General features: G+C 44.8%; 17 protein-coding genes. 2 read left to right on the top strand and 15 right to left on the bottom strand.

The window, feature by feature from the left end; all coding sequences use genetic code 11:
• The 15 genes from PPA03S_RS01040 to PPA03S_RS00970 form a co-directional block, all read right to left on the bottom strand.
• Entirely contained in the window at positions 1-369 is a 369-nt protein-coding gene (locus PPA03S_RS01040) for a hypothetical protein (RefSeq protein WP_068963935.1), read from the bottom strand.
• 363 nt (positions 370-732) lie between these two features.
• Positions 733-2,856: a serine hydrolase domain-containing protein gene (locus PPA03S_RS01035; RefSeq protein ID WP_062318932.1), complete on the bottom strand. Its 2,124-nt coding sequence runs from the start codon at positions 2,854-2,856 to the stop codon at positions 733-735.
• A gap of 25 nt (positions 2,857-2,881) precedes the next feature.
• On the bottom strand, positions 2,882-4,336 hold the full coding sequence (locus PPA03S_RS01030) for an alpha/beta hydrolase family protein (protein ID WP_062318930.1): 1,455 nt from the start codon (positions 4,334-4,336) through the stop codon (positions 2,882-2,884).
• A 130-nt stretch (positions 4,337-4,466) separates the two neighbouring features.
• Positions 4,467-5,447, bottom strand: a complete 981-nt coding sequence (locus tag PPA03S_RS01025) for an alpha/beta hydrolase (protein ID WP_062318929.1) — start codon at positions 5,445-5,447, stop codon at positions 4,467-4,469.
• Between the two features lie 161 nt (positions 5,448-5,608).
• On the bottom strand, positions 5,609-6,598 hold the full coding sequence (locus tag PPA03S_RS01020; RefSeq protein ID WP_062318927.1) for an alpha/beta hydrolase: 990 nt from the start codon (positions 6,596-6,598) through the stop codon (positions 5,609-5,611).
• 220 nt (positions 6,599-6,818) lie between these two features.
• Positions 6,819-8,186, bottom strand: a complete 1,368-nt coding sequence (locus tag PPA03S_RS01015; RefSeq protein ID WP_062318925.1) for a sensor histidine kinase — start codon at positions 8,184-8,186, stop codon at positions 6,819-6,821.
• Positions 8,183-8,857 (bottom strand): response regulator transcription factor, encoded by a 675-nt coding sequence (locus PPA03S_RS01010; protein WP_062318923.1) that lies wholly within the window; start codon positions 8,855-8,857, stop codon positions 8,183-8,185. Before PPA03S_RS01010 ends, PPA03S_RS01015 begins: the two co-directional genes overlap by 4 nt.
• A 116-nt stretch (positions 8,858-8,973) precedes the next feature.
• Complete coding sequence (locus PPA03S_RS01005) at positions 8,974-9,678, bottom strand: hypothetical protein (protein ID WP_068963904.1); 705 nt, start codon at positions 9,676-9,678, stop codon at positions 8,974-8,976.
• A gap of 76 nt (positions 9,679-9,754) precedes the next feature.
• Positions 9,755-10,840, bottom strand: coding sequence for a sensor histidine kinase (locus PPA03S_RS01000; protein ID WP_062318921.1), 1,086 nt, complete (start codon positions 10,838-10,840; stop codon positions 9,755-9,757).
• The gene (locus PPA03S_RS00995; RefSeq protein ID WP_062318919.1) at positions 10,837-11,511 is read right to left on the bottom strand and encodes a response regulator transcription factor; all 675 of its coding nucleotides are present in this window, start codon (positions 11,509-11,511) and stop codon (positions 10,837-10,839) included. Before PPA03S_RS00995 ends, PPA03S_RS01000 begins: the two co-directional genes overlap by 4 nt.
• Positions 11,512-11,580: 69 nt before the next feature.
• The gene (locus tag PPA03S_RS00990) at positions 11,581-12,396 is read right to left on the bottom strand and encodes an ABC transporter permease (RefSeq protein WP_062318917.1); all 816 of its coding nucleotides are present in this window, start codon (positions 12,394-12,396) and stop codon (positions 11,581-11,583) included.
• The gene (locus tag PPA03S_RS00985; RefSeq protein WP_062318915.1) at positions 12,393-13,430 is read right to left on the bottom strand and encodes an ATP-binding cassette domain-containing protein; all 1,038 of its coding nucleotides are present in this window, start codon (positions 13,428-13,430) and stop codon (positions 12,393-12,395) included. Before PPA03S_RS00985 ends, PPA03S_RS00990 begins: the two co-directional genes overlap by 4 nt.
• A 149-nt stretch (positions 13,431-13,579) precedes the next feature.
• Complete coding sequence (locus tag PPA03S_RS00980; protein ID WP_062318914.1) at positions 13,580-14,980, bottom strand: family 43 glycosylhydrolase; 1,401 nt, start codon at positions 14,978-14,980, stop codon at positions 13,580-13,582.
• 57 nt (positions 14,981-15,037) lie between these two features.
• Positions 15,038-16,798, bottom strand: a complete 1,761-nt coding sequence (locus PPA03S_RS00975) for a glycoside hydrolase family 2 protein (protein WP_245683479.1) — start codon at positions 16,796-16,798, stop codon at positions 15,038-15,040.
• Positions 16,799-17,420: 622 nt separating this feature from the next.
• The gene (locus PPA03S_RS00970; RefSeq protein WP_062318912.1) at positions 17,421-18,380 is read right to left on the bottom strand and encodes an ArsR/SmtB family transcription factor; all 960 of its coding nucleotides are present in this window, start codon (positions 18,378-18,380) and stop codon (positions 17,421-17,423) included.
• A 147-nt stretch (positions 18,381-18,527) separates the two neighbouring features.
• Here PPA03S_RS00970 and PPA03S_RS32125 point away from each other — a divergent pair, with 147 nt between their 5' ends.
• A complete protein-coding gene (locus PPA03S_RS32125; RefSeq protein WP_157283889.1) occupies positions 18,528-18,851 on the top strand; it encodes a hypothetical protein in 324 nt (107 codons plus the stop codon).
• 164 nt (positions 18,852-19,015) lie between these two features.
• Positions 19,016-19,675: a hypothetical protein gene (locus PPA03S_RS00960; RefSeq protein ID WP_062318910.1), complete on the top strand. Its 660-nt coding sequence runs from the start codon at positions 19,016-19,018 to the stop codon at positions 19,673-19,675.
• The last annotated feature ends 45 nt before the right edge of the window (positions 19,676-19,720 follow it).

Raw genomic sequence — 19,720 nt, 5'->3', positions numbered from 1 at the left:
TTATTCACTCTCCACATCCTGATTAGGGGTTTCTTCTTCATTGTGCAGTTCAAAAAGTTGGATATATTCATCAATGACCTGATCAATAGCTTTCAGCTCTCCACTAATCATCTGGTGAATATTTCGGAATTCCTCCTGACCAAGCTGTCTGGCCAGCGTCGTTCTTCGGTTCTGCATTTGTTCCAAAAAGACAAGAATTCTGCCACGACGAAACGTTTGTGCCCCGTTACCCCGTTTCCCATGATGCTCGCCATGTCCTCTTCCACGTCGTGAACGTTCACCTTGCTGCTCATCTTCCCCACGACCGCGTCTGGACCGCTCTCCATGGCGATCAGGTTGTTCGTTCACATTGATATGTCTGTCTCTCATTGGTGAAGCACCTCCATTTTCGTATACATATGTATACAAATCACTCATGTATACGATTGTATACGCAAGGTATTTTTCTGTCAACCCGTATTTTTCCATTTTATTGGGCCAATTCATATTCAGTTCACCGCCCTGGAGTACACTAACTTACGTACCACCACAGAGAAGATCCCCAATCCACAGATAAGACAGGAGAAGATCATTACCTGAAAATGGTACGATTGTATTTGCTGGTGAAGCTGGTTCAAAGTTCGAAATTTTATTAACAAATAAATAATAATGAGTATGGAAAATACGCCCGTCCCCCGGTGTACAACTGGGGAACGAGCGTTTCGTTCTTTCTAAAATCAATTCTGAAAGGTATTACTTCAATGAAATTTCAAATCGGGAACCGACCTCACCTGCAAATACAATACGGCCGTTTGCTGGTAAGACAACTTCATTCTTACCGCTGACCACGGTGTGATTAATACAAATCCCCGTCTGGTCATAGACGGCAAAGGCGCCATGTGAAGGCATTTTAACGGTCATGACTTTTCCTTTCACAGTCGTTGGTACCGAAAACCATTTGGCATATCCATCTGCTTGAATGGTTGTCATGGATTGTTTACCCGAATAGAGTGGTTGTACCATTTCCTCACTGGCATATACGCCACCTACGGCTGAAATGTACTCTACTCCGTTCTTTTTAGCGAAATTAATCTCCTTTGTATCACGTCCAGCCATGCCAGGGATTTGCAGCTCAGTGACTGCTTCGTTGGCTCCAATAATCTTACTATTGGACGTATAACCTGGATTCTCTTGATTCATCTGAATAGAGAGGATTGATGACGAATGGAGATAAACTGTTGATGTATATTTCTGATTTACCACGTAATATCTTTTACCTTCACGCTGCTCCCAAGAGGCGGTAATATCCTGGGGTAATTCATTGGCTTCCAGCTTCTCCGCTTGATATTCTGAGAAAGCCAACTGTCCAAGTCCTGGCAAAGATATATAAGATCGCGACCACAGATACGTACGTCCATTCTTCTCCGTAACGAATTTCAACTTTTCTGTGCCTTTATCGTTCACAAAAGTACCATCCGGTGTATATGTGTATGTTTGAGCCGAACCACTCGGAGCTGCGAGTGTGGATACCGTCATTTGTCCAGCATGATTCATTTCGATCTTCTTAACCGAATTATTGGCGCCATACATACCTGCATACGTGGCTATTTCTTTAGGCATATCTGCTTTCACTGGCACGCCAAATGATTTTTCCGGCATCCGTTCTGTAATAATGCCCTTTTCCTCAAGTGCGCTGAGTAATAATTCACTCGCAATAAACTGATCTTTGGCACTTGTCCCACCTGATGAGGTAACGGCTGCAGCCAGATTGTATTCCGGCAGTACGACTAATGATGAATGATACGATATGGTATCTCCACCTTTCGTTACTGCCTTGATACCGTATTCACTGAATGGGTACAGATTTACACTATCCCACCCTAGCCCGTAGGATATAGACGTATCACTATCCTCCGGCCACATGCCTCTTTTGTATTCTTCCTGTTCCATGGCTTCGACCGACGTACTGGAAAGAATGCCTTGGACCTCTCCCGTGAAGATTTGTGAAAATTTCACAAGATCTTCAGCCGTGGAATAAATGCCTCCAGTAGCGATGATATTATAATTCTCTTGTGGAAGCTGACCTTTATACAAAGGAGAATAGATTCCCGCCATTGCTGCCGGGTCAACCACATCCTGTGGTGTTTTCGTATGTTTCATGTCCAGAGGCTCTGTAATATATTTGTGTATGAATGCGGTAAAGCCCATGCCGCTAACACGTTCGACCAGAATCTCGGCTAACGTAAAACCGTCGTTGCAATAAACCGAATATGCGCCGGGATCTGCCTTCAGGTTTTGATTCGCCAATTGGTCCAGAAACGTATCATGTGAATACGTGTCATTATCCCCGTACAATGTGGCATTGCTGCCAGAGCTGCCCAGCAGACCGGAGGAATGATTCAATAGCATGCGTGGTGTGATCTGTGTGTAGCGATGATCTTTCATCTTAAAATCAGGCAAATAGTTCACAAGCGGCAGATCCAAAGCAATCTTCCCCTCGTCAACCAGCTTCATCACAGCGGCTGTAAGCACCATTTTACTGGTTGAACCAATGCCATAGATCGTGTTCGAAGTAAGAGGCGCCTTGTTATTTATATCATTCTTGCCCGTTTGACCGGACACCACAATCTCTCCACCATCGATTAATGCATATTGAACACTGGTCGTACCGTACGTCTCGGTAAGGATCTTGGCTTTCTCCGCTACTGATTTCTTGGTTGTCTCGTACGTAAGATTGCTGCTATTGCTGGCAGTCGGTGCAGCCATTGCAGACATCGGAGCTAACATCATTAACACCAGGGTTACAGCGACGATTGAAGTCCTTTTTTTGGCTATTCTCTTGAGCGCTTTCATGCTCCCTTGCTTTTGTTGTACCATTTGCATCCCCTCCTGTCCCTATCTGTTATAGGTCTCCCGGTTCTATAAATTTCACCTCTGGATACATGTCACTCGGCCCCTGGATCAGATTTCCGCCCGTTCCTTTCAGTTGCTTATTAAAGAAATCGAGTACATATTGATTTACGATGTTTGATCCTCTTTTACCATTGATGTCTCCTGTGATCCCGGACAGTTTAACCAGCTCCGAATAGAATTGAAGGTCCGTGAAATTGAAGTGCTGGGTTCCTTCTACATAAATCACATTTCCCCCATGATTGATAACATTTTTCATAATGTGCAGCTCATCTGAAAGAAATTTAGTTACTTCATCATCCGAATTTCTATCCACTTCAAAATTGGCTAACCAGTCTTCAAAATTTCCCGATCGGATGAACATAAACGGCTTGTTTATATCATCTCTATTTTCCACTTCATATAGTGACCCATCCATATTAACCCCGGCCTTGATTCTCTGATCTAAATACGTTGCATTAAACGCGGTTGCACCCCCAAAAGAATGCCCCATCGCGCCTATGTTATTTAAATCGATCTTCCCTTTAAATTGACTTTCAATTGCACCTGAATTCAGCTTTTCGATTTGATCGATTACAAACTCCACGTCTTTCGTCCATATATTCCCTGTTTTTGTACGTTCATCTAGTGTAGTCGTACTTTTTTTATAATCCGTTACACGGCCATCTGGAAAAAGGGTAGCAAAGGTGCTATACGTATGATCGATGGTGACCACGATAAACCCATGACTGGCCAGATTCTCCGCCTGTGATGCTTGTAGAACTCTACTGGTTCCCATGCCATGAGATAGCAGTACCAAGGGATAAGGACTTGCAGAAGGCAATATTTCACCATTTTCATAAGAGTTGGTTTGACTATACTTCAAGTAGTCGAGCACAAACTCAGGCAGTTTTAAAGAACTAGAGAAGCTCTGAATATACTTTTTGAACATTTCTTTATCTTTTGGAAACAGCGTGTCACGCTTGATATTATTCCTATTTTCAGTAGGGTACCAAACTTGAACCATTAGTTCCCTCTTATCGCTTTGATCTTCAGTGAAGATTTCATCTCTGTTCTGATCCGTAAAATGAAAGGTTTGAGTACCCACTTTCTCTGGACCATCCGGCTTCGGCAAATGAAAGACAGGTAAGTATACAGACATGCCAGTTGATACCACAAGTAGAATGACGATTAAGGAAGATAAACTATATTTCAACAACTTCCCTATTTTTAGATTCACCATCTTTTCGGAATGCCTGAATATAACGATAAGTATGAATAGAGCCGTCATGATATATACCAAAAGCAACTGCCATCTGTATCCCTCAACAAACAATTGAACTAATAATATAACGCTACTTCCTATCCCCAAACCCAAGCCTATTTTCTTTGCACTTCTTTTAATAAACAATAGATCAACGAGTAAAGCGAAGCAGGATAGAACTAAAAGTATCTCAAAAAATCTCATTTTGAATTCCTCTCTTTCATCACGGACATCGGCCGAATTGGACACACTATGGAAAAACCGTCCCACAGGACGGCTTTTCATATTCATTGATACATATCTGTGAAATCACGAGTACATTTTTACAGGATAGTTACTTCGCTTCGTTCATAAAGGCTCTCACGTCTTCAGCAATTTCTTTATATAACGTATGGTGCAAATAATGTTCGCCATCCATAGTTATTACTTTTCCATGTATCGAATCTTTGATCTGTCCTTCGTGCAGTGGTATCCATTCTTTTACACCTTCATTATTCGCTTGAATAAGGAGAAGAAGTGGAAGATTTTTAGGGAAAGTTAAACCTTGAGCTGCCTTGAAATTGGAAGAGATATGCTCCATCTCATTCAATGTCGTGGAACTGTTCGAGTTTTTATTCGACAGCATTTTCATCTGCTCTACGGTGTGATCATCAAATGCGAGACCAGCATAGGGGTCACCACTAAATTTAACCACCAATCTTTGGAGACCTGATTTTTTAAGGAAATTGAACATTTTTACAGGTAAATTGGCATCCATACCCGGTTGTGTTGGAACACTGCTATCAATTCCGACGAATGCAGTTACCTCATCCGGATATTTGTTCACATAATCAATGCCGTAAATGCCTGCAATGGAGTGACCCATGAGCATGTATTTGTCAATATTAAGCTGCTGTAGAGCTTCATGAACTTCACTTACGATATTCTCTGTGGTTCGTTCTTTTTCCGTTGCATCACTTAAGCCATAACCGAAAGGCTCAACTGCTACCACTTTGTAATATGGAGATAGCTCGTCGATGAGCAGTTTAAAATCAAGCGCTGGTGCTGCTGTTCCGAAACCTGGAATCAGCACGATCGTTTCCTTGCCTTCGCCTTGAATGAGCACATTCATATTTTTCCCGTCTACAGATACGTGCTGACCATAGGGCTCTATCTTTTTGGCCTCTGAATTGGTACTGATCATATTCGTGATATAGACAATACCTAGAAACAGAACAATGGCGATTACGATTGCTCCCAGTATTTTAAGTATCATGTTTCGTACTTTCTTGGCCCTCGATCCATTTTTCGCTTTCTTTTCCTCTGGTTGTGTCATTCTCATCTTCTCCTGTCTTGAACTGTTGTTCGGCGTTCTTCTTTGCTGCTAATGAAATCTTAACCCATGAAAATGTACTCCCCGTGACGTCAATATGAACTGAATATGAACAAGCACGAAAATGTTGCGGCGTTATGTACGGGAGCTTGTACATGAAGGAATTATTGGATTCCTCCCATAAAACTCATGAATTTTTCAGCGATTTCTTTGGAATGGGAACGATATAAATAATGATTAGCTTCAAGCAGCACCATTTCTCCATGTACAGAGTCCTTTACTAGCTTCTCATGCTCGGGAATCCATTGATCCGTTCCCGGATGATTCGCCTGAACAAAGAACAGGACTGGCAGATTTGGAGGAAAAGTTAGCCTTTCAGCTGCTTTAAAGTTGGAATACATGCTCTCTGCCTCATTTAATTGAGTGGTATTATACATGTTTTTGCGTATCATAATGTTCAATTGTTCTTTCGTTTCTTCATCATAAGGTAGTCCATCATAAGGGTCAGCACTCAGTTTCAGTTGTACTCGGGCGAAACCTAAGTTGCGGAACCATTTAATCGGTTGTGTATCTGATGAATCGACCTTCTGCTCACTTAGTGCTGGAACACTACTATCCAGCCCAACAAATGCACGTACTTCATTTTCATATTTGTTCACATAATCCAGGCTATAGATCCCCGAAATGGAATGACCCATCAGGATATAGCGATCAATATGTAGGCTCTGTAACGCTTCATGAATTTCACTGACGATATTTGCTGTACTGCGTTCCTTTTCGGTCTGATCGCTCAATCCGTAACCAAAAGGCTCTACGACAACGACCTTATAATATGGGGATAGCTCTGAAATTAGTGGCTTAAAATCTAGTACTGGTGCAGCTGTTCCAAAACCGGGTAGAATTACGACGGTTTCACCGCCTTTTCCTTGAATGGTGACATTCATCTGTTTCCCATCTACAGACACACGCTGACCATACGGCTCCATTCTTTTTTGCTCCGAATAACTACTGATTTTGTTAACGGTATATACGATGGCTACAAAAAGTAAGATTGCTATAATGATTGCGCATAGTACTTTAAACAAAATGCTTAACACTTTCTTTGTTTTCGTTTTACTCTGTACTTCTTTCTCTGCTTCTTGAGTCACTTTCATCTGCTCCTGTCCTCATTTGTTTATTGGCCTAACAGCCCGCTCCTGCAAGCCTAACTAACAAAGATGTACTCTCCATGACCATAATATGAATGGAATATGAACAAGCAAAAAAATGCCGTATGCAACATACAAGGAAGCTTGCATGTTACACACGGCATTAGAATTCAGTTTAGATACTCCCATGTGCATTCTATACTTCCACCTGATTCTGTAAGCCCGATTATTCCGTTGGTGGAGTGATTGGCAGCGTGACAATAAAGGTTGTACCTTGATCAGGTTCACTTTCCACTCGGATGTCCCCTTGATGAAGCGATATAATCTGCTTAACAATGGCGAGTCCCATTCCACTACCGTCATATTTGCGACTGTGGGAACGATCCGCCTTGAAAAATCTTTCGAATATGCGTTTCTGATCTTCCAGAGGAATACCAATGCCACTATCGGATATTCGGACGGTCACATTCTTGACATCCTGCTCCATGCTGACACGAATTACGCCATCATCCTTGGAAAATTTGATGCCATTGCTGAGAATATTCGTCCACACCTGATTCAACTGGTCGTGATCCGCCACGACTTTAACGGCCTGTAGATCAAGCTCAAAGTGAATTCTGCGTGCAGACCATTGTGGCTGGAGAGTTACAATGACGCGCCTGATCTGTTCATCCAGGCTGAGTTTGCTAAGTCGCGGTTGCTGTGACTGTGATTCAAGCATGCTCAACTTGAGCAAATTATCACTCATTTTGGACATCCGCTTCGCCTCGGCGATAATAATCTCAAGATATCTGCTTCGTTCGTGCTCTGAGAGATTTACCTGCTTCAGTGCTTGAGCATAACCGGATATCGAAGTAAGCGGAGATTGAACCTCGTGCGATACATTCGTTACAAATTCCCTGCGCATCTGCTCCAACTGCTGCAGATCCTGCATCATTTCCTCGAAACTGCGTGCCAGCGTCCCCAGTTCTCCGGTTTGTTTGATATTCAGCTTAACATTGAAATCTCCAGCAGCGATCCGCTTCGTCGCTCTTGTCAGTTTTTTGATCGGTCTAACCAAATATATGGATGCTACCAGAATGATAAGACTTCCTGCAATCAATGAACAGGTTGCAAAGATCGAAGCAAATTTGACGACAAAGGAGGAAGAAGGTGGAGCGAGCGTCTCCAGAAACATTGCTTTCGTTCCCATTTCCGTTTTCACTGGCAAACCTAGAAGAACTGATGCAATACCGTTCGGATTGTCCTGGACAACACCTCCGTCTAACACTTTCTTAAGCCGCTCCTCCGTCACCGGGGCCAATTTATGTCCGTTAAGCCTTCCATACGACTGGAACTGACCCGTTGCATCGTACATTCGAATATAGTAGGAATCCAGCTGCTTCATCTTACTAACGAATGACTCTGCTTCGCGTAAGGGAAGGGTTTTGTAAATCTGCACAACATCTTGTCCAAAGTTACGTAAGTTGATTTGAGCGTTCTCATTCAACTTGTCCTCAAACATCCAGGTAGACATAAAAAAAGAAATGATCGTACCTGCGATGACGGAGACCAAAAATGTCAGAACTACACGTATGTAAAGCGACCTGATCATTCATATACCTCAAGGCGGTATCCAAGCCCACGCACTGTCTCAATTCGAAATTCAGATGTCGTCGCGAATCGCTCACGAAGGCGTTTAATATGTACGTCTACTGTTCGATCATCACCGACGTAATCAATACCCCAGATCTGATCGATCAATTGCTCACGTGTATAGACTTGTCCGGGTGTTCCCGCAAGCTTATACAGCAATTCGAATTCTTTCAGGGGCAACGTAAGCGACTCCGTTCCTCTCATCACCTTATACGTTTGTCGATCCAGGGTGACGTTACCGAAATGGATCGTCTGCGTGGAGCCGATTTTGTATCGTTTCAGTAATGCTCGAACACGAGCTGTGAGCTCCAACGGATCAAACGGTTTCGTCAGATAATCATCGGTTCCCAGTTCGAATCCCTTCACCTTCTCCCAAGTCTCACCTCTCGCCGTCAGCATGAGTAACGGAAGATCAGGATTGGCTCTTCGCAGCTCCTTGCATAACGTCCAGCCAGCCATGACAGGCATCATGATATCGAGCACGACAAGATCAATAGGTGTTGAGCCGTAAACGGTCAGAGCCTCCTTGCCATCCGCGGCTTCAGCCGTTTCAAAGCCGTCATTTCTCAAAAATAAACAGACGAGTTCACGAATATTCGGATCGTCGTCAGCAACCAGTATTGTAGGCATTGGTGTCCTCTTTTCCTGTTTCCCATCTTAAGTAGTCGTTAACCATTATACTCTTATTGGATTCGTAAAAAGCAAACTTATTCTCGTTTATACTACATTCTTTTTACAGAAGCGAGTTAAAATTTGAACATGCTGCGTAAAATGTCCTGCATCCCGGCCTTGGTATGCTCAAACTGTTTTACACGGTGGCCATTGGCACCTGACGGATGAGGGAAGCCCCACAATATTCTTTCTTCCTGTATTCGATCTTCATCAAGCAATTGACGAAGCACAGCCTCAACAGACTTACCTAATGGAATTATGAGGGGATGATTTAACTGATTCACTTCAGGCAGAAACGACTCAAGCACGGCGTGATACAGAAATGTATTTTCTCGAATGGATGGCAAGTGTCCATTATAATTCTGTTGATCCACAAAGATTGGATATCGGATCAGGGAAGTCGTGTGCAAGATTGGACATTCAGGTTCAAATAACCTTTGTACATGAGGAACGCTTAGATAATGATGCAGCCCTATTTCCTGCAGCATATGAACCAAATTGGCTCGCATTGTTCCGGCCATTCTTGCTGCAAATTTCGCTTCTTTACAGGCATGTTCATAGGATTGCTGATCCTTCAACGCTTTGATCGCCGTTCGAAAAGCAATCTCCATCTGCTGCCAGCCCGGTGTGATGCCGACGAGCATGACTTTTGCGGAAGGATTGATATATTCATTGTGCGGAGAGTAGAACATCTCAACTTTTCCAGAAGAACTTAGTTTCAATTCGTGAATTAGCAGCTCCGCTTTGGAATACTTTTGTTTTTCCGGGATCGAATTCATTACTGTAATGAAATGCTTTTGGTGAGTTGAAGGTATCAGCAGTTTGTTTCCCTCCTTCCAGCATCTTAAGCTCTATTTACGGCTTTTGTACAGAGCGTAGCGGTAGCTGTACGGTAAACGCTGCACCTTCTCCCGGTTCACTGGATACCGAGACAGAACCATCGTGCATCTCAACAATTTTGTGCACAATGGACAACCCCAGTCCACTTCCGCCTGCAGTACGTGTACGGGATTGATCCGCTTTGTAGAACCTTTCAAATATCCGAGGTTGATCCTGAGGCGCGATACCAGGTCCTGAATCTGTGATGCGCACATTGACCTTGCCTTCACTTTCGGTAAGGAAAATATCAATTTTCCCGCCTTCCGGTGTAAACTTGATTGCATTATGGATCAGGTTAATCCACACCTGAATCATCAAGTCCTCATCTGCAACGATTTCGACTTCTTCCAGTTCCACGTTCATCTCTATTTTTTTGTCATCCCATTGGGGCTCACAGGCGAGTACGAGAGTAACCAGTTGTCGATCCAATCGATAGGATGTTTGCTGAGATGCATGCTCGGATGAGTCCAGAACAGCGAGCTTCATCAAATTATCACTGAGTCTGGACAAACGAACACACTCCGTCTCAATAATCGTCAAATATTGGTCGCGTTTCTCCTGATCCATAGTTGTATCCTTCAGCGCTCTGGCGAATCCGCTGATCGACGTCAGTGGTGATCCGATCTCATGTGACACGTTAGAAATGAACTCCTGGCGGAGTTCTTCCATCACTTTGAGATTCGCGGCCATGTCATTGATACCCTCTACCAGTTGGGCAAACGGGTGATCATGTCCCTGTCTGCCGTTTCGTTTGGCAAGGGTCGAATCCAAATTTACGCGAAAGTCGCCCCGGGAAATTCGTTTCAAAGCCTCAATCAACTCGTTAAAGAATTCGTATTCTCTGCCTTTAACCAATGGACCAATGATTGTGATGCATACGCCAAATAGAATGAATCCGAGCATGGCATTGATGAGAAAAGCAATCAATTCATGCGGTTGCCACGCGATATAGGAATACGCGCTCCTCGTAATATAGAACGCCCCAGTCCAGCATATAAATAGGGCCAGTGATACCAGAATTACATTTTTGGCAATATGAAGAATTCCAGGCTCCCGCTTCATTGCCTAACCTCCAGCCGGTAGCCCAAACCTCGCATGGTGCGGATGATAAAGGTGTGATCCTCTTCGGGGAAACGTTCGCGAAGACGTTTGATATGCACGTCAATCGTTCTTTCATCACCTTCATAATCATAACCCCAGATCTTTTCAATTAACTGATCACGCGTAAATGTCTTTCCAGGATAACTGGCAAGGGTGAACAGAAGTTCAAATTCTTTGCGTGGCAGCACAATATCCTGATCGCCCTTCCTGCACTCAAATGTATCACGCCGCAAAACGAGATCGCCCAGAAATACAGCTTGTGAGGTCATAATACGATATCGTTTCAACAACGCCTTTACTCGAGCGACCAGCACCAACGGGTCAAAAGGCTTCACCAGATAATCATCCGTCCCGAGCGTAAAACCTTTTACGATCTGCGAAGTATCCCCTTTTGCCGTTAACATCAGAAGGGGCAGGTCGGTCTGTTCACGCAGTTCACGACACAGCTCCCATCCATCCATGCCTGGCATCATGATGTCGAGAACGACCAGATCAACCTTATGGTCAGCCAGTAAACGAAGTGCATCGAGGCCGTCAACGGCCTCGATCACGTGCAAACCCTCCTGCTGTAAAAAATGCCGTACCAGTTCTCGAATATGCGGGTCGTCATCAACCACCAATATGCTTGTCAATGTGACCACCTCCTTCAGGCAACCTTGCCTGATGTCTTTACTTCCTTAAATATCTAATTCTATTGTCAACTAGGTTCTCCGCATATATGCCCGTACCGTGAGCGGGGCAAATATAGCTACGATAACTGCCGCGCCTATAAGTGAAGTGACCAGATCAGATCCCATCGTTCCCTGATTAGCCAGATCACGAACCGCCGTAACCAAATGAGAAATCGGATTGATGTTCACAATCCACTGCAACCAATTTGGCATGGTCTCTACAGGTACAAAAGCGTTCGACGCAAAGGTCAATGGAAACAGCACGAGCATGGAAATTCCTTGTACACTGGAAGCTGTACGAGCAATTACACCAAGAAAAGCAAATATCCAACTGATAGCCCATGAACAAGCAATGACCAGCAGCCCGGCCAGCGCGACATGTCCCAATCCACCTGCGGGGCTATATCCCAATAAATAGCCTATCGCAAAGGTTAGTACCGTTGCAATGGTATATCGGAGCGTATCTGCCAGCAATGCTCCAGCCAACGGGGCAATGCGTGCGATCGGCAGTGACTTGAATCGATCGAACACACCTTTATCCATATCCTCACGCAATTGCACTCCGGTCACGACAGAGCTTGTAATGACCGTCTGCACAAGTATACCCGGAATAATGACCAACAGATAATCTTGAATATTTCCCGAGACAGCGCCACCGAAGATGTAAGTAAACATCAATGTGAAAATGATGGGCTGGAGAGTAACATCAAATAATTGTTCAGGTGTACGTCTCACCTTTAATAACCCTCTATAAGCCATCGTTAAGGAATTTCGGATGGTTTGCCCAAAGCTCGTATATTTTTTCAGTTTCCGACTTGAATTTTGTTTTAATACTGTACTGTTCATGCTTGCAACTCCTCCACTGCATTGGATTGTTGACCTTGAGACTTCTTAGACTCATGACCACTTGCATCCTGGCCAGTGATCGTTAGAAAGACCTCATCAAGTGTAGGTTTTTGGACACTCATCTCTGCCAGATCTATTCCTGCGGAACGAAAGGCAATCAGTAGATCAGCTGCCATATTGGCATTCGCCATAGGTGCTGTAATCTTCCCTGATTCTGCTGATACACTGGACTCTGTCCGGAGTATTTGCTCCACAATCTGACGGGCATCTTCTATCTTCGTCGGTTCCTGTATCCGCAGCTGAAGCGAGGCTGTACCCACCGATGCTTTCAAATGATCCACTGTTCCTTCCGCAACGACGCGGCCATGGTCGATTACGGCGACACGGTCTGCCAGTTGATCGGCCTCATCCAGATACTGAGTGGTTAATAAAACGGTTGAACCGGATTTAACCAGTTGGCGGATCGTATTCCACATCTGCGCACGTGTTCGCGGATCCAGTCCTGTCGTTGGTTCGTCCAGGAAGATCAGCGGCGGCTGAGCAATAAGACTCGCTGCCAGGTCCAGTCTGCGCCGCATGCCTCCCGAGAAACCTTTAATTGGACGTTTTGCAGCTTCCGTCAAGCCGAACTCTTCCAGCAACTCCGCTGTTTTGCGCTTGGATTCTGCACGTCCAAGACCCAGGAGCCTGGAAAAGATCATCAGATTTTCGTTGGCACTCAGCGACTCATCAACAGATGCATATTGTCCTGTCAGTCCAATCAGCTGACGTACAACCTGTGACTCTTTCACCACATCATGACCAAATATCCGGGCTGAGCCTCCATCCGGCCGTAACAAGGTAGCCAGCATGCTAATGGTTGTTGTTTTTCCAGCTCCGTTGGGACCAAGCACCCCGTAGATTGTACCGGCTTTCACGTTCAGATTCACCCCGTCTACCGCTCGATGATCACCAAAGGTTTTCACAAGGCCCTCTGCTTGAATAGCCCAATCACCAAGTTCATTCCCCACTGCTCTTTGTTGTGTATTGTTCAATTGTGGTTCCTCCCATATCGTTTATAGGGGAAGAATAACGTACATTTATGAACTGAATATGAATGAATTCGCAATAATTAGCTCCACAACGAGAAAACCCCGCCACAGTCCACGATGGGGAGGCAGGGTTCTATCGTATCTAAAAGTTCCTAGTTCACAGGTTTGATATCAAAAAAGTCAAGCTCTCCATAACCTTCGCCCTTGGAGAAGCGAATTTTGTTCACACCGGCATTCAGCTGAACCCGGGCTGTAGACAGCCCCCAGTTCTCCCAACCTTTATTGGTGATATGGAATGGGCTCGCTGTGCCTCCATTCACACTCAGCAGCAGATTGGACCAGCTGCCGCCAGCCGTACCATTCGCTGTTCTTGCCAGCAAAATATAGTATCCAGCGGATGCTGCATTCACATTAAATTCTACATAGCTGTCGACTGTATCGATATGTCCCGCTTTCCTTCCTCCCGAACCGGATGGACTTTGAGAAGCGTACGCCATCCCGCCGAATGTCCCTTCTTCACCCTCATATCGAACAACTGATTTCTCCCCCGAGGGAAAGGCAATAGGAGCATTGGGATTCACCGGTGCCCCCAGATTCGGTGTATTGTCAGCGTTCCAGATGAATTTTTGCAACCGGATCTCCCGATTCCAGCCGGAATTGTTGTACTTCGCCGTATGGTACATGATCCAGTCTTCGGTTCCGTCAGGAGACTTTGTAAAGGAATGATGGCCCGGACCGTACAGCCCGTTTCCGGATTGAAAGATAGGCTGACTGCGCTTGCTCCAGGATGACGGATTCAACAAATCACTGGAGGTACTGGCAGTAATAAGCCCAAGACAGTAGTCATTCGTCCAGCTTCCACTTGCCGAGTACACAAGGCTGATGATCCCATTTCTAACGATCACTTGCGGTCCTTCATTCACGTTCGGTGAATGATTCGTCTCCCAAGCGTAGGTTGGTCTTGCAATTTCCACACGGTTTGAATCGATGGTCCAGGGATTAATCATATGGGCAATGTACAGATTCTGTCGTACATTCGTGTCTCCTTCCCATCCCGACCAGATGAAGTAAAGCTGTCCGTTGGACTGCAACACCGTACCATCAATGGCCCATTTGTTCGACGGGTCTGTGATTTGTCCTTTGTATTGCCAGGTTCCCTGGGTGGGATCAGCAGACGTGTTTTCCATAACGTACATGCGATGATTGACGTTGTCTCCGTCATCCTTGGCATAATAGATGTACCATGCGCCGTTGATATAGTGAAGTTCCGGAGCCCATATGCCACAGCACCCTGTATTCACCACTGTAGTTGGTGCTGCATCAATGGTTGTTAATTGCGCGGACTTCCAGATCGTAACGTTGCCACCTGTCGTTTTCGTAAAATAATAGTATCCGTCTGTATGTTTATAAACCCATGGATCAGCCCCGTCCTGCATGACAACGTTATAAAAGTTGTTCTGCGGGGTCGCAGCATGTGATGTCTGTCCTATAGGGAAAATGAGAAATGCACATAAGGCCAACAGTAATTTGTTCCTGTAATTCATGATCTTCATCCACAATCACACTCCCTGTCGGATTATGAATCATGTAACGTACCGATGCGATACGGCTCAATCCTCTATGGCAGCTTTGCGGGAATTGATACGGCGAATCGTTCCCGGATCAAACTTTGGACGTCTGTCATAGGTATACAGGCCATTCACTTCCTGTTCCACATCATACAGTTGGGTGTAACAAAAACCGAACATCATTGGATGGTCCAACAGAACGTTCGTTAATCCCTCATACCGGGCAAGGAACGCCTCTTCGGATTGGGGTCTGTCGCCATAGCCCCAGGACTTCTCATCCTGTTGGTCTGGATTCCACCAGATCCCGCCATACTCGCTGATAAAATAAGGCTGCCCTCCATAGGTCTGCCGCTCCGGAAACGTATTGAACACTTCTCCGCCATTTTTCATCGGTTCATATCTCGCCCGGAACGTTTCCGGATTCTGATCATAATCATGTAAGTCGAAAATATCGGTCACGACATGAAAGTTACCGCTGGTATCGATGACAGGACGTGTCGGGTCCAAATGTTTGGTCATTTCATAGACGATACGCAGCACATCGTTATCCTGACGAGTCCCGCCGCGATCCCACGTTTCATTGAACGGACACCAGCCGATAAGTGAGGGATGATTAAAATCACGTTCCATGCCTTCCACCCATTCCGGCAGAAACCGGGCAAGGCTTTCGGTTGTTGTAATATCCAGTCCCCAGTTGGCATGCTCTCCCCAGACGAGGTAACCTAGCTGGTCAGCCCAATACAGGAAACGAGGCTCAAACATTTTCTCATGCAACCTGGCCCCATTGAAGCCAAGATCCATAGAAATTTCGATGTCCTTGCGCAGATCCTCGTCACTCGGTGCCGTATAGATCCCTTCCGGGTAAAAGCCCTGATCCAGCACAAGCCGTTGGAAAACGGACTTCTCATTGATGCGAAAAGCCATGCCATCCAGTCTTACCGTCCGCAAGCCAAAATACGATGTTACCGTATCGCTGGCCTGTATTTTTCCCGTAAGCCTCAGCTCCAGATCATATAATTTGGCATGCCCTGGCTCCCATAAATGGATCTCCGACAATGCAACCGTAAGTTTCACGAAAGGCCCATGAATCACCGCTGTTTGCGATCCGACATCCCTCCCTTCGAAGCGGGCAGCTGCAGACAATTCGCCTCCAGCAGCGTTACCACAAATCTTCACTTCCAGGTGGGCACAGGCATTATCCGGGTCAGCTACCACTTTCAGATCGGAAAGATATACATCGGGTACGCTCTCCAACCACACCGTTTGCCAGATGCCCGTAGTACGGGTGTAATCACAGCCATGCGAGTGCAATCTTTCGCTCTGTTTGCCTCTCGGCTGGCGTCCCGAACGAACGTCATCTTCCGCATAGACCGTTACAATATTGGTGCCTGATGAAACATGGGAGGTGATATCAAAATGAAATGGTGCGTATCCTCCTTGATGTTTACCAACGGATGTCCCGTTCACCCAGACCTCGGCCTCATAATCAACCGCACCAAAATGAAGCAAAATGCGGCCATTCATCCAGGTATCCGGTATGGTAAATTCCCGTTTATACCATACGGCTGCCATAAAATCCGTATATTCCACTCCAGACAGCTTGCTCTCTGGACAGAACGGAACGGTAATGGTTCCGGAGAGCTGATGTCCGGTCTGCTCATACCCTCGCTCTTTCCCGCTTTTCCCATGATCGATTTCGAATTGCCAGGAACCGTTCAGATTGGTCCAAGCCTCTCGAACAAACTGAGGCCGGGGATATTCCGGACGAGGAGTGGTTGACATGCTGCTGCTCTGTTCTTTCATTGATGAATCGCTCCTTTTCAACCTTTTATTGAACCAACATAGACACCATAATTTCGCCAGATCCATGCCGCCGCTACGAATTTGGGAAGCGTCCCCAAATGACGGCGATCTAAATTGTAGTTTTCTGTATTTGAATCAAATTATAATTACATAATAATTGTATGTCAACGCTTTCAATCTATTTTCATGTAATAAATTCTTTCAATTTTCATAACTATATTCCTTCATACACTCCATTCATCATGAATTCCGCACCATTGTAATCCGATAAACTGCTGTTCACAAACGCTTCTCGCCTTATACAAGCTAATTTCCAACAGTTTGATTTAACCAAATCGATTCTATTCAGGGATCAATTAGACTTCATTAATTACAATATTATTGTAACTAATAGCATACCCGAACTTGATTACCCTGTCCTGGGCTCCACTTTCTGTCTGATGAGCGCGCGTTGCCCTTAAGCCGTATCAAGCGAACAATTTCGCTGGAACAGTAGCAGTGCAATCTCCATCGCTATGCCTAATCAATAATTGGAGGAATGCACTGCTTGTTAGGTGGTCATTGATAATGATGTACGGAAATAACCTGGTATGGCTCGATACTCACAATTAATGAGGTTCCGTTATTTGGCAAATCTCGCATGTTTATCACCCGCATTCAACGTATACCTTACCTGCATAATAATGTTCTGTTCATGATCACCAAACCCCTTGCCAAACAGATTCAAGCCTCCCTGATGTCTGGCTTCCGGATGAATTCCAATGCGCAGTCTTAATTTGGGTTTCTCCTCTAGATGAAGATCAGACAGGGACACATCCGAAATTTTCTCTTCGTCCAGCATGGTTTTGTTGTCATCCACACGCCACTTTTTGAGAATGCCATACTGTGTAGAACCATCAGACCACCATGCCGGATTCAGTTTACCGCGTCGGTCACCCAAATCTCCGGGACTTGTCCACATCCCGATCTCAGTGCCATTAACCCAAACAGAAATATCCGAGGGCCAGTCATTGTTATAGGTGGCTACTTCAGAACAGATTTCCATGGATAATTCCAAAGCTTCAATCATTGCGCCTTGCGGAATGTCCATCGGAAGCAAATATTCCAGATACCCCTTTGCCAGCCAGATAATCTGAGCATCAATATGCTTGGGATGATAGAAACTTGCCGGGTCATCTTCCTTCAGAATCATGTCCTCCGCGCTCGCCATACCGCATGTTGGTGCAACCTCACAGTCGCTGTAGTGCCCTATCGGCATCTGGACCTCATAGACATTCATATCCCGTTTGGGAAAAGATGCAACGCGATCCAGGGCAATGTGAATATCATCATAGTTACGGCTACAAACCTTCATGGCTCCGCGAGAAGCCGGGAGCATTTCCGTATGTATTAAATGGGCTGCCTCCAGCACTTTAATATGATTGGCTACCGTTGACACTGGCAGGTCCAGTGCTTCGGCAATTTCGATAATGTTTAACTTGTTGGAATTTAAAAGTTGGAGAATGTCAATCCGGGAACGAGTCGACAGGGCATGGGTTACAGTTACCAGTTTTTCCGGGTCGTTAAAGCTGAGTTCCAGCACGTATTTGCTCTCCTTTTGAAAATATGAATTAAAAATAATTCTACTGAATAACAGGAATAAACACAATGTTGCACCTGGTTCAGTCCTGCTGTTCGGTAAGATTAATCTGAGAACATTTTCCATGTAATCTTTTCTGTGGTGAAGGCAATGAATAAAGTAAAGTCATCTGCATTTCTTGCGAAAGGAAGGTTAAACGTGATAGGTGAAATCAATAGCTGGATCAGACATATTGCTTCTAACTATATATTGATCATTACTGGAGCTGTTCTTTTTTTTGCAGTTAAATCCGTGATTGGCTTCTATACCTATAAACATTACAATAAACAGCTGGAGCATCTGCACCATAAAATGGATGTTCTAATCAAGGAGCAGCAGCTTATCGCCCAGCAGTTTTCCATGCCTGATGAAAATAGGCAACTAATGCAAACCGAAGCCCCTTCCGAGTCTTCAACGCAAACTCATCTTATATGATCTTCTTGTACGTGTCTTTCGCCTTTCTCCATGAAGTTGTCCCAATCCCCTGTGAATTTCCAGATAAGTCTAAAGATAATATGTAGACCATATGGTTTAGTATGGTATGCTTGAACACTGGACTCATTCTTAACACATCGGGTTTCGTTCGGGGAGGAAAGACAGTGAATTGGATACGTCAATTTAATACGGGTGAATCCGTATTAAAAGTGAAAAATAATCGCATTATCTACTTTGCCAAATTATCCGTTCCACTCAATGCCCTGATCGCAGCGGGTAAAATACTCTTGGGCATCTTCTCGCTCTCCTTCTTTTTATGTATTAACGCCTTCTATAATATCGGCATCGCCGTTGCCAAGTACTATGCAGCAAAAGCACATGAGGACTCGAATCGTGTTGACTCCAGCCCGGAGGAGATTCGTATAAAACAATACGCAGCTTATCATTTTATAGGCAATATTGTGCTCGCATCAAGTGTGGTATACATCATTTATTGCAGTAAACTATTATTCGTAGCTGGCAGCAGAACGCATTATCCTCAATATGTCGCCTTCATAATAGCTGCCGTGACTTTTACAGAAATTGCGGTTTCTCTCGGGGGAGCCATTATGGCAAGACGGAATAATGAACCGGTCATTGAAGCGATCAAACTGACGAATTTTTCTTCATCTTTAATCTCACTTTCATTAACGCAAACTGCCATCATGTCATTCTCATATAAAGGAGATCCAACCTTTTATAATGGACTGTCAGGCATCATCTTTGGCTTTCTGGCAGCACTCATTGGGCTATATATGACACTTAGGACTCGGGCAAGAGAATGATCATTTTATAAACTGTTAAAAAAACATCTGTATCTACTGGATTTG

Origin of the sequence: Paenibacillus pabuli NBRC 13638 (assembly GCF_001514495.1) — a bacterium.
Taxonomy (GTDB): Bacteria; Bacillota; Bacilli; order Paenibacillales; family Paenibacillaceae; genus Paenibacillus; species Paenibacillus pabuli.
The sequence above is the reverse complement of the archived record's forward strand: the minus strand, read 5'-3'. Positions and strand labels throughout refer to the sequence as shown.

Excerpts from the sequence above, each read along its gene's own strand:
- PPA03S_RS01020 (WP_062318927.1), bottom strand. The coding sequence starts at position 6,598 with ATGAAAGTGACTCAAGAAGCAGAGAAAGAAGTACAGAGTAAAACGAAA.
- PPA03S_RS32125 (WP_157283889.1), top strand. The coding sequence starts at position 18,528 with ATGAATAAAGTAAAGTCATCTGCATTTCTTGCGAAAGGAAGGTTAAAC.
- PPA03S_RS00980 (WP_062318914.1), bottom strand. The coding sequence starts at position 14,980 with ATGAAGATCATGAATTACAGGAACAAATTACTGTTGGCCTTATGTGCA.
- PPA03S_RS01005 (WP_068963904.1), bottom strand. The coding sequence starts at position 9,678 with ATGAATTCGATCCCGGAAAAACAAAAGTATTCCAAAGCGGAGCTGCTA.
- PPA03S_RS01035 (WP_062318932.1), bottom strand. The coding sequence starts at position 2,856 with ATGGTACAACAAAAGCAAGGGAGCATGAAAGCGCTCAAGAGAATAGCC.
- PPA03S_RS01000 (WP_062318921.1), bottom strand. The coding sequence starts at position 10,840 with ATGAAGCGGGAGCCTGGAATTCTTCATATTGCCAAAAATGTAATTCTG.
- PPA03S_RS01030 (WP_062318930.1), bottom strand. The coding sequence starts at position 4,336 with ATGAGATTTTTTGAGATACTTTTAGTTCTATCCTGCTTCGCTTTACTC.
- PPA03S_RS01025 (WP_062318929.1), bottom strand. The coding sequence starts at position 5,447 with ATGACACAACCAGAGGAAAAGAAAGCGAAAAATGGATCGAGGGCCAAG.
- PPA03S_RS01040 (WP_068963935.1), bottom strand. The coding sequence starts at position 369 with ATGAGAGACAGACATATCAATGTGAACGAACAACCTGATCGCCATGGA.
- PPA03S_RS00990 (WP_062318917.1), bottom strand. The coding sequence starts at position 12,396 with ATGAACAGTACAGTATTAAAACAAAATTCAAGTCGGAAACTGAAAAAA.
- PPA03S_RS01010 (WP_062318923.1), bottom strand. The coding sequence starts at position 8,857 with ATGCCTACAATACTGGTTGCTGACGACGATCCGAATATTCGTGAACTC.
- PPA03S_RS01015 (WP_062318925.1), bottom strand. The coding sequence starts at position 8,186 with ATGATCAGGTCGCTTTACATACGTGTAGTTCTGACATTTTTGGTCTCC.
- PPA03S_RS00975 (WP_245683479.1), bottom strand. The coding sequence starts at position 16,798 with ATGAAAGAACAGAGCAGCAGCATGTCAACCACTCCTCGTCCGGAATAT.